The organism is Brevundimonas bullata, from assembly GCF_014207965.1.
Lineage (GTDB): Bacteria > Pseudomonadota > Alphaproteobacteria > Caulobacterales > Caulobacteraceae > Brevundimonas > Brevundimonas bullata_A.
The window spans coordinates 277190-293381 of sequence record NZ_JACHLM010000003.1; the positions used below are offsets into that span (position 1 = coordinate 277190).

The 16192-nt window shown below is 67.9% G+C and carries 18 protein-coding genes; 10 read left to right on the plus strand and 8 right to left on the minus strand.

Annotated elements, in window-relative coordinates:
* Window positions 1-38 precede the first annotated feature (38 nt).
* Window positions 39-221 (minus strand): hypothetical protein, encoded by a 183-nt coding sequence (locus HNP51_RS10070; RefSeq protein ID WP_184269855.1) that lies wholly within the window; start codon window positions 219-221, stop codon window positions 39-41.
* Window positions 222-551: 330 nt separating this feature from the next.
* Between HNP51_RS10070 and HNP51_RS10075 the strand changes: the two genes are divergently transcribed.
* Together HNP51_RS10075 and HNP51_RS10080 are read left to right on the plus strand one after the other, a co-directional pair.
* Window positions 552-1340: a hypothetical protein gene (locus HNP51_RS10075; RefSeq protein ID WP_184269853.1), complete on the plus strand. Its 789-nt coding sequence runs from the start codon at window positions 552-554 to the stop codon at window positions 1338-1340.
* Between the two features lie 64 nt (window positions 1341-1404).
* A complete protein-coding gene (locus tag HNP51_RS10080) occupies window positions 1405-1899 on the plus strand; it encodes a hypothetical protein (protein WP_184269850.1) in 495 nt (164 codons plus the stop codon).
* Window positions 1900-2322: 423 nt separating this feature from the next.
* Here HNP51_RS10080 and HNP51_RS10085 read toward each other — a convergent pair whose 3' ends face one another.
* Both HNP51_RS10085 and HNP51_RS10090 read right to left on the minus strand, forming a co-directional pair.
* Window positions 2323-2997 (minus strand): DsbA family oxidoreductase, encoded by a 675-nt coding sequence (locus HNP51_RS10085; protein ID WP_184269848.1) that lies wholly within the window; start codon window positions 2995-2997, stop codon window positions 2323-2325.
* A gap of 108 nt (window positions 2998-3105) precedes the next feature.
* Window positions 3106-3387 (minus strand): hypothetical protein, encoded by a 282-nt coding sequence (locus tag HNP51_RS10090; RefSeq protein ID WP_184269846.1) that lies wholly within the window; start codon window positions 3385-3387, stop codon window positions 3106-3108.
* A gap of 123 nt (window positions 3388-3510) precedes the next feature.
* Between HNP51_RS10090 and HNP51_RS10095 the strand changes: the two genes are divergently transcribed.
* Entirely contained in the window at window positions 3511-4293 is a 783-nt protein-coding gene (locus HNP51_RS10095; protein WP_260398431.1) for a ribonuclease T2 family protein, read from the plus strand.
* Between the two features lie 59 nt (window positions 4294-4352).
* Window positions 4353-4730 carry a hypothetical protein gene (locus HNP51_RS10100; RefSeq protein WP_184269844.1) on the plus strand — a complete coding sequence of 126 codons (378 nt, stop codon included), beginning with the start codon at window positions 4353-4355 and terminating at the stop codon, window positions 4728-4730.
* Between the two features lie 10 nt (window positions 4731-4740).
* On the opposite strand, the gene HNP51_RS10105 is transcribed toward HNP51_RS10100, so the two are convergent.
* From HNP51_RS10105 to HNP51_RS10120, 4 genes are all read right to left on the minus strand, one after another.
* Entirely contained in the window at window positions 4741-6078 is a 1338-nt protein-coding gene (locus HNP51_RS10105) for a diguanylate cyclase (protein WP_184269842.1), read from the minus strand.
* Window positions 6079-6204: 126 nt separating this feature from the next.
* On the minus strand, window positions 6205-7197 hold the full coding sequence (locus tag HNP51_RS10110) for a hypothetical protein (RefSeq protein WP_184269840.1): 993 nt from the start codon (window positions 7195-7197) through the stop codon (window positions 6205-6207).
* Window positions 7198-7293: 96 nt separating this feature from the next.
* Window positions 7294-8061, minus strand: coding sequence for an ABC transporter permease (locus HNP51_RS10115; RefSeq protein ID WP_184269838.1), 768 nt, complete (start codon window positions 8059-8061; stop codon window positions 7294-7296).
* A complete protein-coding gene (locus HNP51_RS10120; protein ID WP_184269836.1) occupies window positions 8061-8996 on the minus strand; it encodes an ABC transporter ATP-binding protein in 936 nt (311 codons plus the stop codon). Before HNP51_RS10120 ends, HNP51_RS10115 begins: the two co-directional genes overlap by 1 nt.
* Window positions 8997-9132: 136 nt before the next feature.
* Between HNP51_RS10120 and HNP51_RS10125 the strand changes: the two genes are divergently transcribed.
* Entirely contained in the window at window positions 9133-9717 is a 585-nt protein-coding gene (locus HNP51_RS10125) for a lipocalin family protein (RefSeq protein ID WP_260398430.1), read from the plus strand.
* A gap of 12 nt (window positions 9718-9729) precedes the next feature.
* Window positions 9730-11043, plus strand: coding sequence for a sorbosone dehydrogenase family protein (locus HNP51_RS10130; RefSeq protein ID WP_184269834.1), 1314 nt, complete (start codon window positions 9730-9732; stop codon window positions 11041-11043).
* A 54-nt stretch (window positions 11044-11097) separates the two neighbouring features.
* Here the strand turns inward: HNP51_RS10130 and HNP51_RS10135 are convergent, their stop codons facing one another.
* Window positions 11098-11706, minus strand: a complete 609-nt coding sequence (locus HNP51_RS10135) for a hypothetical protein (protein ID WP_184269832.1) — start codon at window positions 11704-11706, stop codon at window positions 11098-11100.
* Between the two features lie 336 nt (window positions 11707-12042).
* On the opposite strand from HNP51_RS10135, the gene HNP51_RS10140 reads away from it, so the two are divergent.
* From HNP51_RS10140 to HNP51_RS10155, 4 genes are all read left to right on the plus strand, one after another.
* Window positions 12043-13842 (plus strand): long-chain-acyl-CoA synthetase, encoded by a 1800-nt coding sequence (locus HNP51_RS10140; protein ID WP_184269830.1) that lies wholly within the window; start codon window positions 12043-12045, stop codon window positions 13840-13842.
* Between the two features lie 224 nt (window positions 13843-14066).
* Entirely contained in the window at window positions 14067-14936 is an 870-nt protein-coding gene (gene motA, locus HNP51_RS10145; protein WP_184269828.1) for a flagellar motor stator protein MotA, read from the plus strand.
* Between the two features lie 465 nt (window positions 14937-15401).
* Window positions 15402-15686, plus strand: a complete 285-nt coding sequence (locus HNP51_RS10150) for a hypothetical protein (RefSeq protein ID WP_184269826.1) — start codon at window positions 15402-15404, stop codon at window positions 15684-15686.
* A gap of 185 nt (window positions 15687-15871) precedes the next feature.
* Window positions 15872-16150 carry a hypothetical protein gene (locus HNP51_RS10155; protein ID WP_184269823.1) on the plus strand — a complete coding sequence of 93 codons (279 nt, stop codon included), beginning with the start codon at window positions 15872-15874 and terminating at the stop codon, window positions 16148-16150.
* The last annotated feature ends 42 nt before the right edge of the window (window positions 16151-16192 follow it).

Genomic DNA, 16192 nt, shown 5'->3' on the forward strand with positions numbered 1-16192 from the left:
AGGAAAAGGCCGAGGGCGCAATGCCCCCGGCCCTTCCATTAGAAGAGTGCTGTTTGCGCCGAAGGCGGCGAGCCCCCTCGCCGCTTGCCGGTATTGATCTCCGAGATACGGCCCTGATTCAGGCTATAGTCAGCGGCGATATGGTGCTGATACTCGCCCTGCTTGAGTCGGGCTTGAATGTCGGCGATGTCCTGCGCCGTCAGGTGTTTTGCGGTAGCCATTGATTGGCATCTCCACGAAAGTCCTAGCCGAATTAGCGACTTCATGAGATGTCTCCCTCGAAGTCGCCGTCGAGGTGGCTCACCATGGGTCGTCGCTATTTCTCTTTGCCGGGGATCAGCGACGGCCCTTTTCGTTACGGCTGTCTCAGCGGGTAAGCGGGCGCCGGACAGCTATCTCTCTTCTCTTCAGCATTAACCGTTCTCCGAAAGTTAGCAGCTTTAGAACACACGATTCGCGAGCCGGCAAGATCGTGAGTTAGCTAACTCAAATTATGCCCGTTGCGCTAACTCCAAGACCCTGCCATAACGTCGAGAGATTAGGAGAGGTTCATGGCCGTCGCCCGCAGTCCAAACTACCCCCAGATCGACCTTGAAGCCGCTCTGGAGCTTATGCGCGCTGCGTATAAGGCCGAAGGTCGCAATAAGATGTCACGCGCCGTGCTGGCATCTCACTTCGGATACAGCAGCCTAAACGGGCGCGCCTTGGCTAAAATCGGTGCTGTTCGGGCTTACGGATTGATCGACGGGCGGGAAGATGATCTGCGTATCACCTCGGATGCGATCCATTGCTTGGAGGCCCCCGAAGGGTCAGCCGAACGAGCCGAAGCATTGGCGCGATGCGCCCTTCGCCCCACTGTTTTCAAAGAGATAGCGTCGGAATACCCCTCACTTCCGAGTGAGCAGAATCTACGTTTCCACCTAATCAAGAAGACCTACACCGCCGAGGCAGCCGGCAAGGCAGCTCAAAACTACCTCAACACCATGCGTTTAGTCGTGGAGTCAGGTGGAGGCTTTGACTCCTTGCAATCCGTCCCGCCTCAAGACGAGGCATCGCCAATGCCTCAATCTGCGATACCGCGCCCGACGCTGGCTCAAGCCGCTTCCGCTACGGGGGCAGTTGGGCCAATTTCGGTCTCTCAGATGCAGAACCTACCGGGACCAGGGACACAGCAAGCTGTTTTCCCTCTTGCGGAAGGGAACGTCTATCTGACGTTTCCTTCGGAGTTAACCTCGGACGGCTACGCTGAACTCGCCGAGTATTTGGGAATTTTCCTACGGCGCGCCGGACGGGCTAAGCGACTGGAAGAGGCACAGGACGAGTTTAGCGATCTGGCATAACCTCTCCGTCCGATCCTGACGCACCCGTCCGCCAACCTCCTTCCCGCAGGCAGGAGGAGGCGAGATGGACGACGCGCGGGAGGCATACTGGCACGAGGGCGAGCCCCGGATCGTCGCCTCGGGGCGGTGGCAGCAGGATGAGTTCGGGGACACCACCTACATCCCCGACCATGTTCGGCCCTCGACAGCCGCCGGGGCGGACGACCCGCCGGTCGGCGGCGACCTTATGGACGCCCCCGCAGGCGACCCCACCGGCGACGGCTACCGCGTCCGCTCGGCGCGGACCTGGGCGGCGGCGCGGCGCGACTATCTGGACGGGGACGCGGCCGAGGCCGTCTGCGCCCGCTATGACCTGAAGCTGGGGACCCTGCGCTCCCGCGCCGCCCGCGAGGGCTGGCGCCGCAGCGACATCGAGGACGTCTGGCCCGATCCGCAGGACGAGGCCCCCGAAGCCGCCCCGCCCGACCTGGCCCAGATGGCGGCCCAGGCCCTGATGCGGCTGAACCGCGCCCTGCAACGCGGCCGCGCCGCCGAGGCCGCCTCCTGGCTGCGCACCTGACGCGCGCTCAGCGACCCCGCCCTTCTGGCCGCCCCCACGCCAGACTCTGCGCCGGAGCCTGAACCCGATCCCGCCGCCACGCTGGAAGCCGACCTGAAGGCCGTCGCCGAGGTCGCCCGCGACGCCGCCCTCCTGTCCCCCGACGACCACGCCGGCCGCATCGCCATCGAAGCCCGCCTGACCGCCCTCAAGGCGCGGCTGGACCCCGAGGGGCTGATTTCAGACGATTCAGACGAATTGGACTCTGTTTTTCCCGATCTCCCTTCCCCCTCGAGGGGGGAAGGGTCAGGGATGGGGGTGAGGCCGCCGCCAGCGCCCGATTAAGCGCAAGAGACGCCGCCTCTATCGCCAAGACAGGCAACCACGAGAACACACCCCCACCCAACCCTCCCCCCTCGAGGGGGAGGGCTTTCAAGATGCGCCCTAAACCTCCGCCGCGATCTTGCGCAGCGCCTCTTCGAACGCCGCCGCCGGCTGTCCGCCGCTGATCAGGTACTTGCCCTCGACCACCACGGCAGGGACCGAGGTGATCCCGCGCGCCCGCCACAGGTCCTCGGCGCCGCGCACCTCCTGCGCGTACCGCCCCGAGGCCAGGACCTCGCCCGCCTCGGCCCGGTCCAGCCCCGCCGCCTCGGCGGCCTGGGTCAGGACCCCGGCGTCGGTCAGGTTGCGGTTGTCGGTGAAGTGGGCGGTGAACAGGGCGCGCTTCAGCGCCTCCTGCTTGTCGGGCGCCGTCTCGTGCGCCCAGTGCAGCAGGCGGTGGGCGTCGAAGGTGTTCCAGATGCGGCTGTCAGGCCCCATGCGCATGTCGAAGCCGACCTCGGCGGCGCGGGCGCGGATCATCTCGCGGTTCTGGGCCGACTGTTCGGGGGTGGAGCCGTATTTGGCGCCGATGTGCTCGACGATGTTCTCGCCCTCGGGCGCCATCTGCGGGTTCAGCTCGAACGGCTGGAAGGTGATGTCCGCCGCCAGGCCCTCGTCCTTGAGCTTGTCCAGGGCCGTCGTCAGTCCGCCCAGCCCCACCACGCACCAGGGGCAGACCACGTCCGAGACGAAGTCGATCTTCAGGGTTTTCAGGGCGGGGGCGGCGTCGGTCATGGCGGTTCCTCGGACGTGTTATCCGCACCATATAGTGTTGCTGATTACCGGCGCCAGCCCCTGCTCCTTTTGTGCGCTATGCCCTTCGGGCGGCTTGAGCGCGCGGCCTTACGCCCCCTTGCGGCCCATCAGCGGCGTCAGCAGGGTGTTGACCTCGTCCATCTGGCCGTGGCCCACGGCGGCGCGGCGTTCCAGTTCGTCGGCGCGGGCCTGCAAGGCGCGCGCCCGCGCTGCGCGGGGGTCGTCCTCGGGCACGGCCTCCAGTTCGGGGCGCCGGGCCTCCAGCTCGGCCAGCAGTTCGTCAAAACGGGCCTGGTTCATCGCCTCGCCCTGTTCGAACAGGGCGATCGCCTCTTCCAGAGCGGTCTCAAAGGCGGTTTGTTCGGGCATGACAGGCTCCCCATTTATGCTCACGCTTATCAATGGGCGAGACGGGCGCCGGGTTCCGTCTCGACCGCGTGGCGGGAAGCGTTTAGGCGTCGATTTTTCCTGCCGACCCGACCGGAGCCCCTGATGCGGCCGACCCTGCTGATCCAGTCCCGCGTCCTGGGCGCCATTGTGGGCGCCGCCCTGCTGCTGGGTGCCTGCGAGCCGCGCCTGTCGTCCCCGGTCATGACCGCTGCGACCGAGGGCGCGACCTGCGCCGTCCCCGCCGACCTGCAACCCGCCCGCCCCTATCCCATCCCGGCGGACGAGGCCGCGCCCGACGTGCCGGTGGCCTTCAACATGCTGGCCGTCAGCTGGTCGCCCCAGGCCTGCCGCTCGGGCAAGGACTACCCGGATGAACGTTACCAGTGCGCCCAGAACCAGTTCGGCCTGACCCTGCACGGCCTGTGGCCCAACGGCGCCGACAATAAACACCCACGCTACTGCGCCGCCCCCGGCCCGGCCATCCCGGTCGCGACGGTGAAGAAGCACTTCTGCATGACCCCCTCGCCGTCCTTGCAGCAGCACGAATGGGCCGCCCACGGGACCTGCGGCTGGGACAGCCCCGAGGCCTATTTCGAACAGGCCGCGCGCATGTGGAACGGCTTGAACAAGCCCGACCTGGAGGCCATTCCCGCCGAGCGCCTGACCGCCGGCGCCATCCGCGACGCCTTCGTCGCCGCCAACCCCGGCCTGCCGCGCGACGGCGTCTTCATCGCCACCACCGACGGCTGGTTCCGCGAAGCGCGCCTCTGCTACTCCAAGACCTATCAGCCCACGGCCTGCCCGCGCGGCCTCGGCGCTCCCGACCGCGAGCGGCTGAAGCTGGCCCCGACCGGCGTCTCGGGCGGCGCGCAAACCGCTCCTTAACCAAAGCGGCCCAGCCTCAGGCTCGCAGCCTTTGTGGGCCGCCTTGTGGAGCGCCGCCGATGTCGACCGTGCTGACCCAGAGCTACCGCCGCCAGCGGGATCATTTCGAGCCCCAGGATCTGGACCCGCAGGAGCAGCGCCGTCTGCGCGGCCTGCTGGAGCAGATCGACTACGCCGCCTTCATCTCCAACCGCGAGGTCATCGGCCAGACCCTGTCGCGGGTGGATGCAGGGACCTTCCAGAAACTGGCCGTCCTGACCGCCAACGCCCGCGCCCGCTGGGCCGCCGAGGCGGTGCGCCTGTCCGAATCCGGCTCCGCCGTCACCCCCGACCAGACCGCCCGCCTCACCGCCGCCCGCACCGCCTATGAGGAACTGGCCGAGGCCTATGAGGCCCTGCGCCGCATGGTGGAACGCGGCTACCTGACCTTGCGCTAGGCGCGGGCCCCTAGCCCCGCTCGACCCGGTTCCGGCCCGTCTGCTTGGCGCGGTACAGGGCCTCGTCGGCGGCCTTGATCAGATAGTTTTCGTCCGGGTGGCCGCCGTGTTCGGCCACGCCGATCGAGGCGGTCACGCTGAAGGTCTCAACGCCCCCCGCCTTGATCGCCCGCCCCTGCAAGGCGGCGCGGACGCGCTCGGCGATGGCCATCGCCTGATCCTGACGGGTCTCGACCAGCACCACCAGGAACTCCTCGCCGCCGTAGCGGAAGACGAAGTCGCTGGGCCGGACGTTCTCGGTGATGGCCTCGGCCACCTGACGCAGCACCTCGTCGCCGGCCTGATGCCCGCGCGTGTCGTTGACGCTCTTGAAGTGGTCCACGTCGATCAGCATCACCGACAGGGGGCTCTTGTTGGCGTTGGCGAAGCCGATCTCGCGGCTGAGGATCGAAGGCAGGAAGCGGCGGTTCAGGGCCCGCGTCAGCGGATCGCGCCCGGCCTCCATGTCGCCCAGGACCTGGAACATCTCGTTGAGCAGATAGGCGACCTCCTCGACCGCCGCCTGCAAGGCCTTCAAGGCCTCGGTGCGGTCGCCGCCGCTGTCAGGCTCCAGTCGGGGCAGCAGTTCGCCGTCGATGCGCGCCATGGCCTGGTTCAGCGCCGCCAGATGCGGCGAGGTCTCGAACAGGAAGCCCGCCCGGTGGCGGATCCACAGGCCGAAGGGTGAGTTCGCCATGGCCTCGCGGCCGTCGACGGCCCCGTTGCCAAGGATGCGGAAAAGGGTCTTCTGGCCCCATTCCATCAGGCTGGCGCGCTGGCTCTCGCGCTCCAGATTGACGTCCTGATCCAGCGAGAACAGCCGATAGGCCTCGTCCAGACGCGCCCGGTTCATCGTTCCCTTCACATAGGACTGGCTCATCAGGCGGATGGCGACGTCGATCCGCTCGTTGATCAGCCGAAACTGGCCAAAACCCTCTTCTTCAGTCTCCAGCAGATCGGCGATCCGAGCCTTCAGAACCGAGGCCCCGGTCATGACCAGATGCACCGGAATCTTGATGCGGGCGTGCACCTCTCCGATCTTGATCTGACGCGCGACGAAGGCCGCGTCCATGTCCTCGCGGGTGTCCAGCAGGCCCAGCAGCCAGTCATGCAGCGACCGGCTCAGTCGCTCCTGCACGATGGAATGATGAAGGAAAGCCTTGGCCTCGGGGTCCTGCAGCAGGGTGTCGTAGAAGGCCGTGACCAGGCTGTCGGCATGATCGCTGATCAGCGCGCGGACCCGAGCCACCGCGTCCCCGTTCTCGCCGACACGGACGGCGAGCGCAGTTGGATTCGGGGTTTGCATCATCAGGCCTCACGCAACGGTTTACTCGGGCGCCGGCCCAGCGCTCAAAAAGCGTGACCATACCCCAAGGGGGGCCATAGCCGGGCTGGCCGAGCCGGACAAGCATCCGCCCCCAGCCCCGAGCCTCCCTTAGTCGAGCGGCTGCGGCTTGGTGACGACCGGGGCGTTCGGGTCGCTCTGCGCCGGGCGGGCGGCGGTGGGCGGCGGACCGGCGGGCTGGACCGGCTCGGGCTCGGCCTCGACCGGGGGCGCGATCACCACGACAGGCGCGGGCGCGACGGTCGCTGGCGACGCCACGACAGGCGCCGGCGTGGGGTTGGCGGCCAGGGTTTCAGGCGAGGCCGCTTCGGCTCGACGCGGCGCCGGCGAGCGTGTCGCGGCTGTGGGGGCGGCTGAGGTCAGGGGGGCGGCGGGCGGCGCATCGACCGGCGCGGGTGCAGCCTCGACCGCGGCAGCGGCGGGGGTCGGGGCGGCCAGCACAGCTGAGGTCGCGGGCGCGGCCGGCGCCGTGTCGCTGTTCGAGCGCGTGATCAGCCAGGTGGCGACGGGCGCGCCGATCACCACCACCGCAGCGGCGGCGATGTAGAGGGGCGTGCGGTTGCCGCCGTTTCGTGCGGAGGCGCGCGACGCCACGGGCGCGTCTGCCCTGGAAGGCTCGACCTCAGGAGCGGCCACGGCGGGGCCAGGCGCGGGCTTGGGCGCAGACGCGACGGCCGGCCTGGACGCAGGTTCCGGCGCGCGGGCCGGGGCCGCCGTCGGGAGAGGCCTGGGCGTCGCATCAACAGGCGCGGCGGGGGCGACCGGGGCGGCGGGGTGCGCGGGCTGCGGCGCGGTCGGCATCGGCGCCGTGAGCAGGGTTGGTCCGGTCCCAGGTTGAGCGGGGCGACGCTGCGGCACTAACGATCCCCCTAACACCCCGCCGGACGCGGGGCGCGGCGCGGCCGGCGCCGTCACGGCCGGGCGGATCGCCGGCTTGGGCGCTTGTGCGGGGGTGGGGGCGGCGGGCGGCATCAGACCCGTGCCCCGCGGCAAGGGCCCGGCTCTGAACGTGGTCTGGGGCGGACGGCCCCACTGCACCGGACGGCGGGCGAAGGGAACGGACTTGTCGTCGGCGTCGGACATTCGGGCTCCGGCGCCGGGCGGCGCGCATCACGAAAGGATCGGCAGGCCCTCAGATTGAGGAGCGAGTTCGGCGGTTTCGTGACGCAACCGCGTGGATCAGTTCTTGAGACGGTAGCCCGTCTTGAAGATCCAGCCCACCGCCGCCAGACAGGCGAAGAAGAAGCCCAGCGTGGCCGTCAGGCTAAGCCCCACGCTGACGTCGCCTATGCCGTAGAAGGCCCAGCGGAAGCCCGAGATCAGATAGACCACCGGGTTGAACAGGGTCACCGTGCGCCAGCCGTCCGGCAGCATGTCGATCGAATAGAAGGCCCCGCCCAGGAAGGTCAGGGGCGTGACGATCAGCATAGGAATCATCTGCAGCTGTTCGAAATTCTGCGCCCAGACGCCGATGATGAAGCCGAACAGGCTGAAGGTCGTCGAGATCAGGATCAGGAAGGCCAGCATCCAGAAGGGGTGCAGGATCTGCAACGGCACGAACAGGGCCGCCGTCGCCAGGATGATCAGCCCCAGCACCGCCGACTTGGTCGCCGCCGCCCCGACATAGGCGATGACGATCTCCAGCGGACTGACGGGCGCCGACAGGATCTCATAGATGGTGCCGGTGAATTTCGGAAAGTAGATGCCGAATGACGCATTGAAGATCGACTGGGTGAACAGGCTCAGCATGATCAGGCCCGGCACGATGAAGGCGCCATAGGGCACGCCCCCGACCTCTTCCATCCGGCTGCCGATGGCCCCGCCGAAGACGACGAAATACAGCGCCGTGGTGATCACCGGCGTGACTATCGACTGCCACAGGGTGCGCAGGGCCCGCGCCATCTCGAAACGATAGATGGCCCAGACGCCATGTCCGTTGAAGCTCATCACGCGCTCTCCCCATCACGGTGGACCAGGCTGACGAAGATGTCTTCCAGCGAGCTCTGGCGGGTGTTCAGGTCCTTGAAGGCGATGCCCAGATCGGACAGACGGCGCAGCAGCGACGGCACCCCGGTCTTCTCGGCGTGGGCGTCGAAGGCGTATTCCAGCTCCCCGCCCTCGTTCTGCAGGCTCAGGTCCCATTCGGCCAGTTCCGGCGGAATGACCGTCATCGGCTCCTGCAGGTTCAGGGTCAGGGTCTTCTTGCCCAGCTTGCGCATCAGGGTCGCGGTCTTCTCGACCAGGATCAGTTCGCCCTTCAAGATGACCCCCACCCGGTCGGCCATCTCCTCGGCCTCCTCGATATAGTGGGTGGTCAGGATGATGGTGACGCCCTGGTCGCGCAGCTGGCGCACCAGGCCCCACATGTCGCGGCGCAGCTCCACGTCCACGCCCGCCGTGGGCTCGTCCAGGAACAGGATGTCGGGTTCGTGGCTCAGGGCCTTGGCGATCATGACGCGGCGCTTCATCCCGCCGGACAGGGTCATGATCTTGGCGTCCTTCTTGTCCCACAGGCTGAGGTCGCGAAGGATGCGCTCGATCAGGGCCGGGTTCGGCGCCTTGCCGAACAGACCGCGGCTGAAGGTGACGGTGGCCCAGACGGTCTCGAAGGCGTCGGTCGTCAGCTCCTGCGGCACCAGGCCGATGCGGGTGCGGGCGGCGCGATAGTCCTTCTGAATGTCATGGCCGTCGGCGATCACCGTCCCCGTCGAAGGCGTGACGATGCCGCAGATGATGGAGATCATCGTCGTCTTGCCCGCGCCGTTCGGCCCCAGCAGGGCGAAGATCTCGCCCTTCTCGATCTCCAGATCGATGGGCTTCAGCGCCTGATGGCCGGACTTGTAGGTCTTGGTCAGACCCTGAATGGTGATGACTGACGGCATGGCCCCTCCCGGCGAGGCTTGGCAGATAGGAAGGCGTGGCGGCGCGCTCAAGGCCCGCCGCCGTCGGGTTTTCCAACGGAAGTCATCCGACAGGGAACGGCGGACGTAAACCTGTGTTCGTCACACGGAGGCTCCCATGCCCGTCGCCGCCCTGCCCCTGCGTCGCCTCGCTGTTGCGGCGCCTGCCGCCGCCCTGGTTCTGATGCTGGTCCTGACCCTGACCGCCTGCGCCACGGCCCCGTCCATGAGCGAAACTCGCGCGCCCCAGCCGCTGAAACCCATCGACGCTGAACGCCTGTGGTCGGGCCGCTGGCACGAGGTGGCGCGCCTGCCCATGAAGATCACCGACGGCTGCGTGGCCGGGGCCAGCATCTATGCCTGGACCGCGCCGACCCGCGTCGACGTGCGCGACACCTGCCAGGTCGGGACGCCCCAGGGCCGCGAGAAGGCCATCGAGGGCCGCGGCGAAATCCTCGACCCCGGCATGAACGCCAAGCTGCGGGTCAAATACCTGTGGGGCTTCATCACCTGGGACTACTGGGTGCTGGACCGGGCCGAGGACTACAGCTGGTTCATCTCGTCGGACCCGACCTTCGACAAGCTGTTCATCTATACCCGCGAGGTCCCGACGCCCGACCAGCTGGCGCGCCTGACGCGACGGGCGGGCGAACTGGGGTATGATGTCAGCCGACTGGAGTTCCCGGCCCTGCCCGAACGCTGAGGAGACAAGCCCATGAGCCCTCGCCGCCTCGTCGCCGCCCTGCCCCTGCTGACGGCGCTCGCCGCCTGCGGCACGGAAAGCGCGCTACCCGAAAGCGTCGGCTACGGCGCCGCCCCGCAACTGCCCGAGGCCCGGCCTCAACGCATCCCAACCGTCAAGATCGCCCCCGCCGTCGGCTGGCCCGCAGGCCGCGCCCCGGTCGCGGCCCAGGGGCTGGCGGTCAACGCCTTCGCCACGGGCCTGGACCATCCGCGCTGGCTCTATGAACTGCCCAACGGCGACGTCCTGGTCGCCGAAAGCAACGCCCCGCCCAAGCCGGACGACAAGACGGGCGGGCTGCGCGGCTGGGTTCAGGGCCTGGTCATGGGCAAGGCGGGCGCGGGCGTGCCCAGCGCGAACCGCATCAGCCTGCTGCGCGACGCCGACGGCGACGGCGTGGCGGAAATGAAGACCGTCTTCCTGTCCGGCCTGACCTCGCCCTTCGGCATGGCCCTGGTCGGCAACCGCCTGTTCATCGCCAACGCCGACGCCGTGGTCGCCGTCCCCTATCAAACCGGCCAGGCCCAGATCACGGCGACGCCGGTCAAGATCGCGGACCTGCCCGCTGGCCGCAATCACCACTGGACCAAGAGCCTGGTCGCCTCGGCGGACGGCTCCAAACTCTACGTCGGGGTCGGCTCCAACTCCAACGTCGGCGAGAACGGGCTGGACGAGGAGGTCGACCGCGCCGCCGTGCTGGAGATCGACCCGGCCACCGGCGCCCGCCGCGTCTTCGCCTCGGGGCTGCGCAACCCCGTCGGCATGGCCTGGAACCCCGAGGACGGGCGGCTATGGGTGGCGGTCAACGAGCGCGACGAGATCGGCGACGACCTGGTGCCCGACTACATGACCTCGGTCACGCCCGGCGGCTTCTACGGCTGGCCGTGGAGCTACTACGGCCAGACGGTCGATGCGCGGGTCCAGCCGCCCCGCCCCGACATGGTGGCCAAGGCTATCAAGCCGGACTACGCCCTGGGCTCGCACACCGCCTCCCTGGGCCTGACCTTCTATACGGGCGCCCTGATGCCGCAGTGGCGCAACGGGGCTGTGATCGGTCAGCACGGCTCGTGGAACCGCAACCCGCCCGCCGGCTACAAGGTCATCTTCGTGCCCTTCCGCGGCGGCAAGCCGGCGGGGCCGCCGCAGGACGTCCTGACCGGCTTCCGCAACGACAGGGGCGAGGCCATGGGCCGTCCCGTGGGAGTGCTGGGCGTCCGCACCGGCGCCCTGCTGGTGGCCGACGACGTGGGGAACGTCATCTGGCGCGTGACCCCTGCCCGGCCCTGAACATGAAAAAGGCCCGGCGCGAACCGGGCCTTTCCTTCTTCAGGCTCGCCGCGATCAGGTCGTCGGCGTGATCACGATGGACGCGGGGGCGGCGGACGATGTGACTGGCGCCGCCGGAGCTTGGGTCATCGGCGCGACCGCCTGGGGCGCAATCGTCTGGGGCGCAACCGACAGATAGGGCTGCGGCCCCGTGGGCGCGACCGGCGCCTCGACCACAGGAGCCGGAGCGGCTGCGCGCGGCGCGACGCGGGCGGCCCTTGCCTGGGCCGGCGCCGGATCGGCGGAGGTCGGCGTTGCGCGGCGTTCGACCGGCGCCGCAGCGGCCGGCGGGATCGGCGTCGCAGTCGTCAGGTCAGCGGGAGTTTCCATCGGGATCGACGCCGCGTTGAGCGGCGCGGTCTCGGATGCGGCGAGTTGCGCCGCCAGAGGTGCGAACGGCGCCGCCTCCTCGACCTCAGGCTCTGCCGGCTGCATCAGCATGGCCGCCGCGGCGCCGCCGACCAACAGCACGCCCAGGGGCGCCAGGATCATCCAGGTCTTGACGGGCTTGTTCGACTTGCGCGCGCCGCTGCGGGCATAGACCGGCACATAGGCCTCGCCGTCGATACGGGCGGCAGGGCGGGCGGCGGCGGGGCGAACCTGATCGGTATAGGTCACGGACATGATGTCTTCTCCTTATCCAGGGCCAAACAACACTGGTCAAAAGAGCAAGGTTCCGCGAATAACGCCCTCGCCCCGAAGAAACACCACCCTCGCCACAGTTCAGGCGAAAGCATGATCAAGTCATTGGGCTGTCATATCTCGTCGCCTTGCTTGCCCGGCCTCCGGCCCAGGTTGACGTAACGTAGCGAAAGAACCTTACCCTGCGTCACGGAAAGCGAGAGCCAAGCATCGCATTTGCGAAACATTGTGGCGATGGCCGCCGCCGACCTGTTGACCCGCCGCCACGGCCCGTTCATCAACCTTTATAGGCAGAATTCGGGAAGAGGCGGCGCAACCATGGGTCTGGCAGCGAACATCCGGCGCGATATCAGGTTCGCGAGCGGGCTGTACCGCCTCCTGAAGCGCATCAAGCCGATCACCCTCGACAGCGACGTCCTAGTCTGTGACGACATCGAGGAAGCGGTCGACAAGTTTCCCGACAACGTCGCGCTCGAGGACGAACACCGCCGCCTGACCTATCGCGAGCTAGACGCCCTGGCCAACCGCTACGCCCACTGGGCCAAGGCGCGGAACCTGAAACGTTCGGACGTCATCGCCCTGGTGATGCACAACCGGGTCGAATACCTGGCCGCCTGGATCGGCTTCTCCAAGGTCGGCGTGGCCACGGCCCTGATCAACACCAATCTGACCGGTCAGGCCCTGGCCCACTGCCTGACCATCTCCAACGCCTTCAACGTGGTGACGGACCAGGACTGCTGGCGCGCGGTCGAGGAGGCCCGCCCCTTCGTCGATCGCAACCTGATGAGCTGGGTTCACGGCCTGGCCGACGAGGACGAGACCAACGACCGCCGCGACATCGACAATGCGGTGCGCAGCGCCTCCTCCGTGCGCCCGGACAAGAGCCTGCGCAGCGGCCTGACCAACCGCGACACGGCCCTGTTTATCTTCACCTCGGGCACCACCGGTCTGCCCAAGGCCGCGCGCATCCCGCACTCGCGCGCCCGCACCTATATGCGCGCCTTCGCCGGGGCCACCGCCTCGACGCCCAAGGACGCCCTCTACAACTGCCTGCCGCTCTATCACTCGACCGGCGGCCTGGTCGGGGTCGGCTCGATCCTGCTGAACGGCGGGCGGATGATCATTCGCCGCCGCTTCTCCTCGACGAACTTCTGGCCGGACGTGAAGGCCTCGGGCGCCACTATGTTCGTCTATATCGGCGAGCTGTGCCGCTATCTGGTCAACTGCCCGCCCAATGAGGACGAGCGCGCCCACAGGCTGCGGCTGGCCTTTGGCAACGGCCTGCGCCCCGACGTCTGGTCCGAGTTCCAGAAGCGCTTCGGCATCAAGGATATCATGGAGTTCTACGGCTCCACCGAGGGCAACGTCTCCCTGTTCAACTTCGACGGCAAGGCGGGCGCCATCGGCCGCGTGCCCAGCTATCTGAAGTCGCAGATCAACATCCGCCTGATCGCGCTGGACCCGGAAACGGGCGAGCCCCTGCGTCGCGCCGACGGCATGTGCCAGCTGGTCTCGGTCGGTGAAACGGGCGAGGCCATCGGCCAGATCGCCGCCGACATCCGCCATGACTTCTCGGGCTACGCCGACAAGAAGGCCTCCGAGAAGAAGATCCTTACCGACGTCTTCAAGAAGGGCGACCGCTGGTTCCGCACCGGCGACCTGATGCGTCAGGATCGCGACGGCTATTTCTACTTCATGGACCGCCTGGGCGACACCTACCGCTGGAAGGGCGAGAACGTCTCGACCGCCGAGGTCGAGCAGCGCCTGCATGACGCGCCGGGCGTTCAGGAAGTCATCGCCTATGGCGTCGTCGTTCCCGGCCAGGAGGGCAAGGCGGGCATGGCCGGTCTGGTCATGGAGGGGAAGTTCGACCCCGCCGCCTTCGCCGCCTACGCCGACGAGCAGCTGCCGGCCTACGCCCGCCCGGTCTTCCTGCGCCTGATGAAGTCGGCCGAGACCACCGGCACCTTCAAATACCGCAAGGTCGACCTGGTCGCCGACGGCTTCGATCTGGAAAAGGTCGAGGGCGCCGTCTACGTGCGCGGCGGCAAGACCGGCTATCAGAAGCTGACCGCCAAGGCCTATCAGGCGATCCTGAGCGGCGAGACGCGCCTCTAACGAGTTCTCCCTCCCACTTGGGGGAGGGAGGCTGAGCCGCGGGCGAAGACGGGTGGGGGCGCTTCGGCTGACCAAGCGCCGCGCTTCGTGTCGCCGCGCCCTCCCCGCCCGGTCGCTGCGCGACCACCCTCCCCATGAAGGGGAGGGAGAGCGAAACGCCGCCTTAAGCATTAACGCTGATAACGGGCGTCCTGAGCTTCTCCTCAAGGACGTCCGGCGGCCCCATGTTCCAGATTATCGGCATCATCATGCTGTTCGCCATGGTGTTCGGCAGCTTCCTGCTGCACGGCGGCAAGATGGCGACGATCCTGTATTCGCTGCCCTATGAGCTGATGGCCATTCTCGGGGCCGGCATCGCCGCCTTCCTGATTTCCAACAGCCTGCCGGTCATCAAGGGCGCCCTGGGCGGCTTCGGCAAGGCCTTCGCCGGGCCCAAATGGAAGAAGCAGGACTACAAGGACCTGCTGTCCCTGCTGTTCCAACTGACCAAGACGATGAAGTCCAAGGGCGTCATCGCCCTGGAAAGCCACATCGAAAAGCCGGCCGAGAGCACCATCTTCCAGAAGTATCCCAAGGTGCTGAAGGACCACTTCGCCACCGACTTCATCTGCGACACCCTGCGGATGATGACCATGAACCTCGAAGATCCGCATCAGATCGAGGACGCCATGGAAAAGCAGCTGGAGAAACATCACCACGAGGCCCTGGCCCCGGCTCACGCCCTGCAGAACCTGGCCGACGGCCTGCCCGCCCTGGGCATCGTCGCCGCCGTGCTGGGCATCATCAAGACCATGGGCTCGATCACCGAACCGCCGGAAGTCCTGGGCGGCATGATCGGCGGCGCCCTGGTCGGCACCTTCCTCGGCGTCTTCCTGGCCTATGGCCTGGTCGGCCCCTTCGCCGCGCGACTGAGCGCGATCGTCGATGAGGAAGCCGCCTACTACAAGATCATCCGCTCGGTGCTGGTCGCCCACCTGCACGGCAACGCCGCCCAGATTTCGGTCGAGATCGGCCGTGGCGACATCCCCTCCACGGCCCAGCCCTCCTTCACCGAGATGGAAGAAGCCCTGGCCGCCGCGCCGACGGACGCCTGATCCCGCGCCCGGGAACACAGTTCGCTCACGCCGGTTCTCCACAGGTCACATTCGCGTGCGTCGTCCGTGGAGCCCCCCATGAAAGCCCTGCCCTCGCACCTGCTGCTCGCCGCCGCCGTCCTGATGCTGACAGCCTGCGACGACATATCATCCCCGCCGACGTCGGCCCCAGCCGCGCCCGCAGCCGAGCCCGCTGTCGCTCCCAGCGATGCCACGCCGTCCGCGCGCGGCGACTCCGCACCGCCGCCCGGTGAAGCGATTACACTACCAGCTTCGCCCCCGGCGCAGACGCCCCCGACCATGCCAGAGGACAAGCCGCCGACTGATCCGATGAATCCGACCGCGCCGCCTGTTCCCCCAGCCTGAGGTTCGACATCGGACTTGTAGAACCTGGTGATCTCGCGTTACGCCTTGCATCGGCGGGATTCTTCCGCCGGATTTTGAAATCGAAGGGGCTATAGTCTCATGACCATCCGTCGCCTGATGATCGTCGCCGCGGGCCTCAGCGCCCTTTCGCTGGCCGCCTGCCAGCAACCGGCGCCCAAGACCGAAGAAACTGCCGCTGTCGCTGACGCGGCCGCCGAGACCGCTACGGACGCCGCAGCGACCGCCGCCGACGCCGCCACCGCTGCTGCGGGGGCCGCCACCGACGCCGCCGCCTCGGCCACCGCCGCGACGGAAAAGGCCGCTGACGCCACTGGCGCCGCCATGACCCCGCCGCCGCCGCCCGCCGAGAAGGCCGCCAACTAAAAAATTCGGCTCTCAATAAGCCGGCCAGGAGCCGCTCCGACCAGCGTCGGGGCGGCTCTTTCATTATGCGGATAACAGGACTTCACGAACCCGTGAGAATTTCGCTTGCGGATTCGCTCACGATCCCGTTATCTCCCCTCAGCGAGGGTTCATGATCTCGCCTTACCTTCTGAAGGACTACAACTATGCGCATCACCGCTCTGATCGCCGCTTCGGCCGCCGCTCTGGCCCTGGCTGCTTGCCAACCCGCCGCCACCGACAAGGTTGAAGACGCCGCTGCCGACGCAACCGACGCCGCTGCAACCGCTACGGACGCTGCTGCGACCGCCGACGCCGCCGCCACCGACGCTGCCGCCGCTGCTGGCGCCGCTGTCGACGCTGCTGCCGCTGCTCCGGCTGCTGCCGACGCTGCTGCTGCTCCGGCCGCCGCTGCTCCGGCTGCTGCTCCGGCTGCCGCTCACTAAGACTTACGTCTTGGATCGCGGCCTCCGGGTCGCGATGCGGAA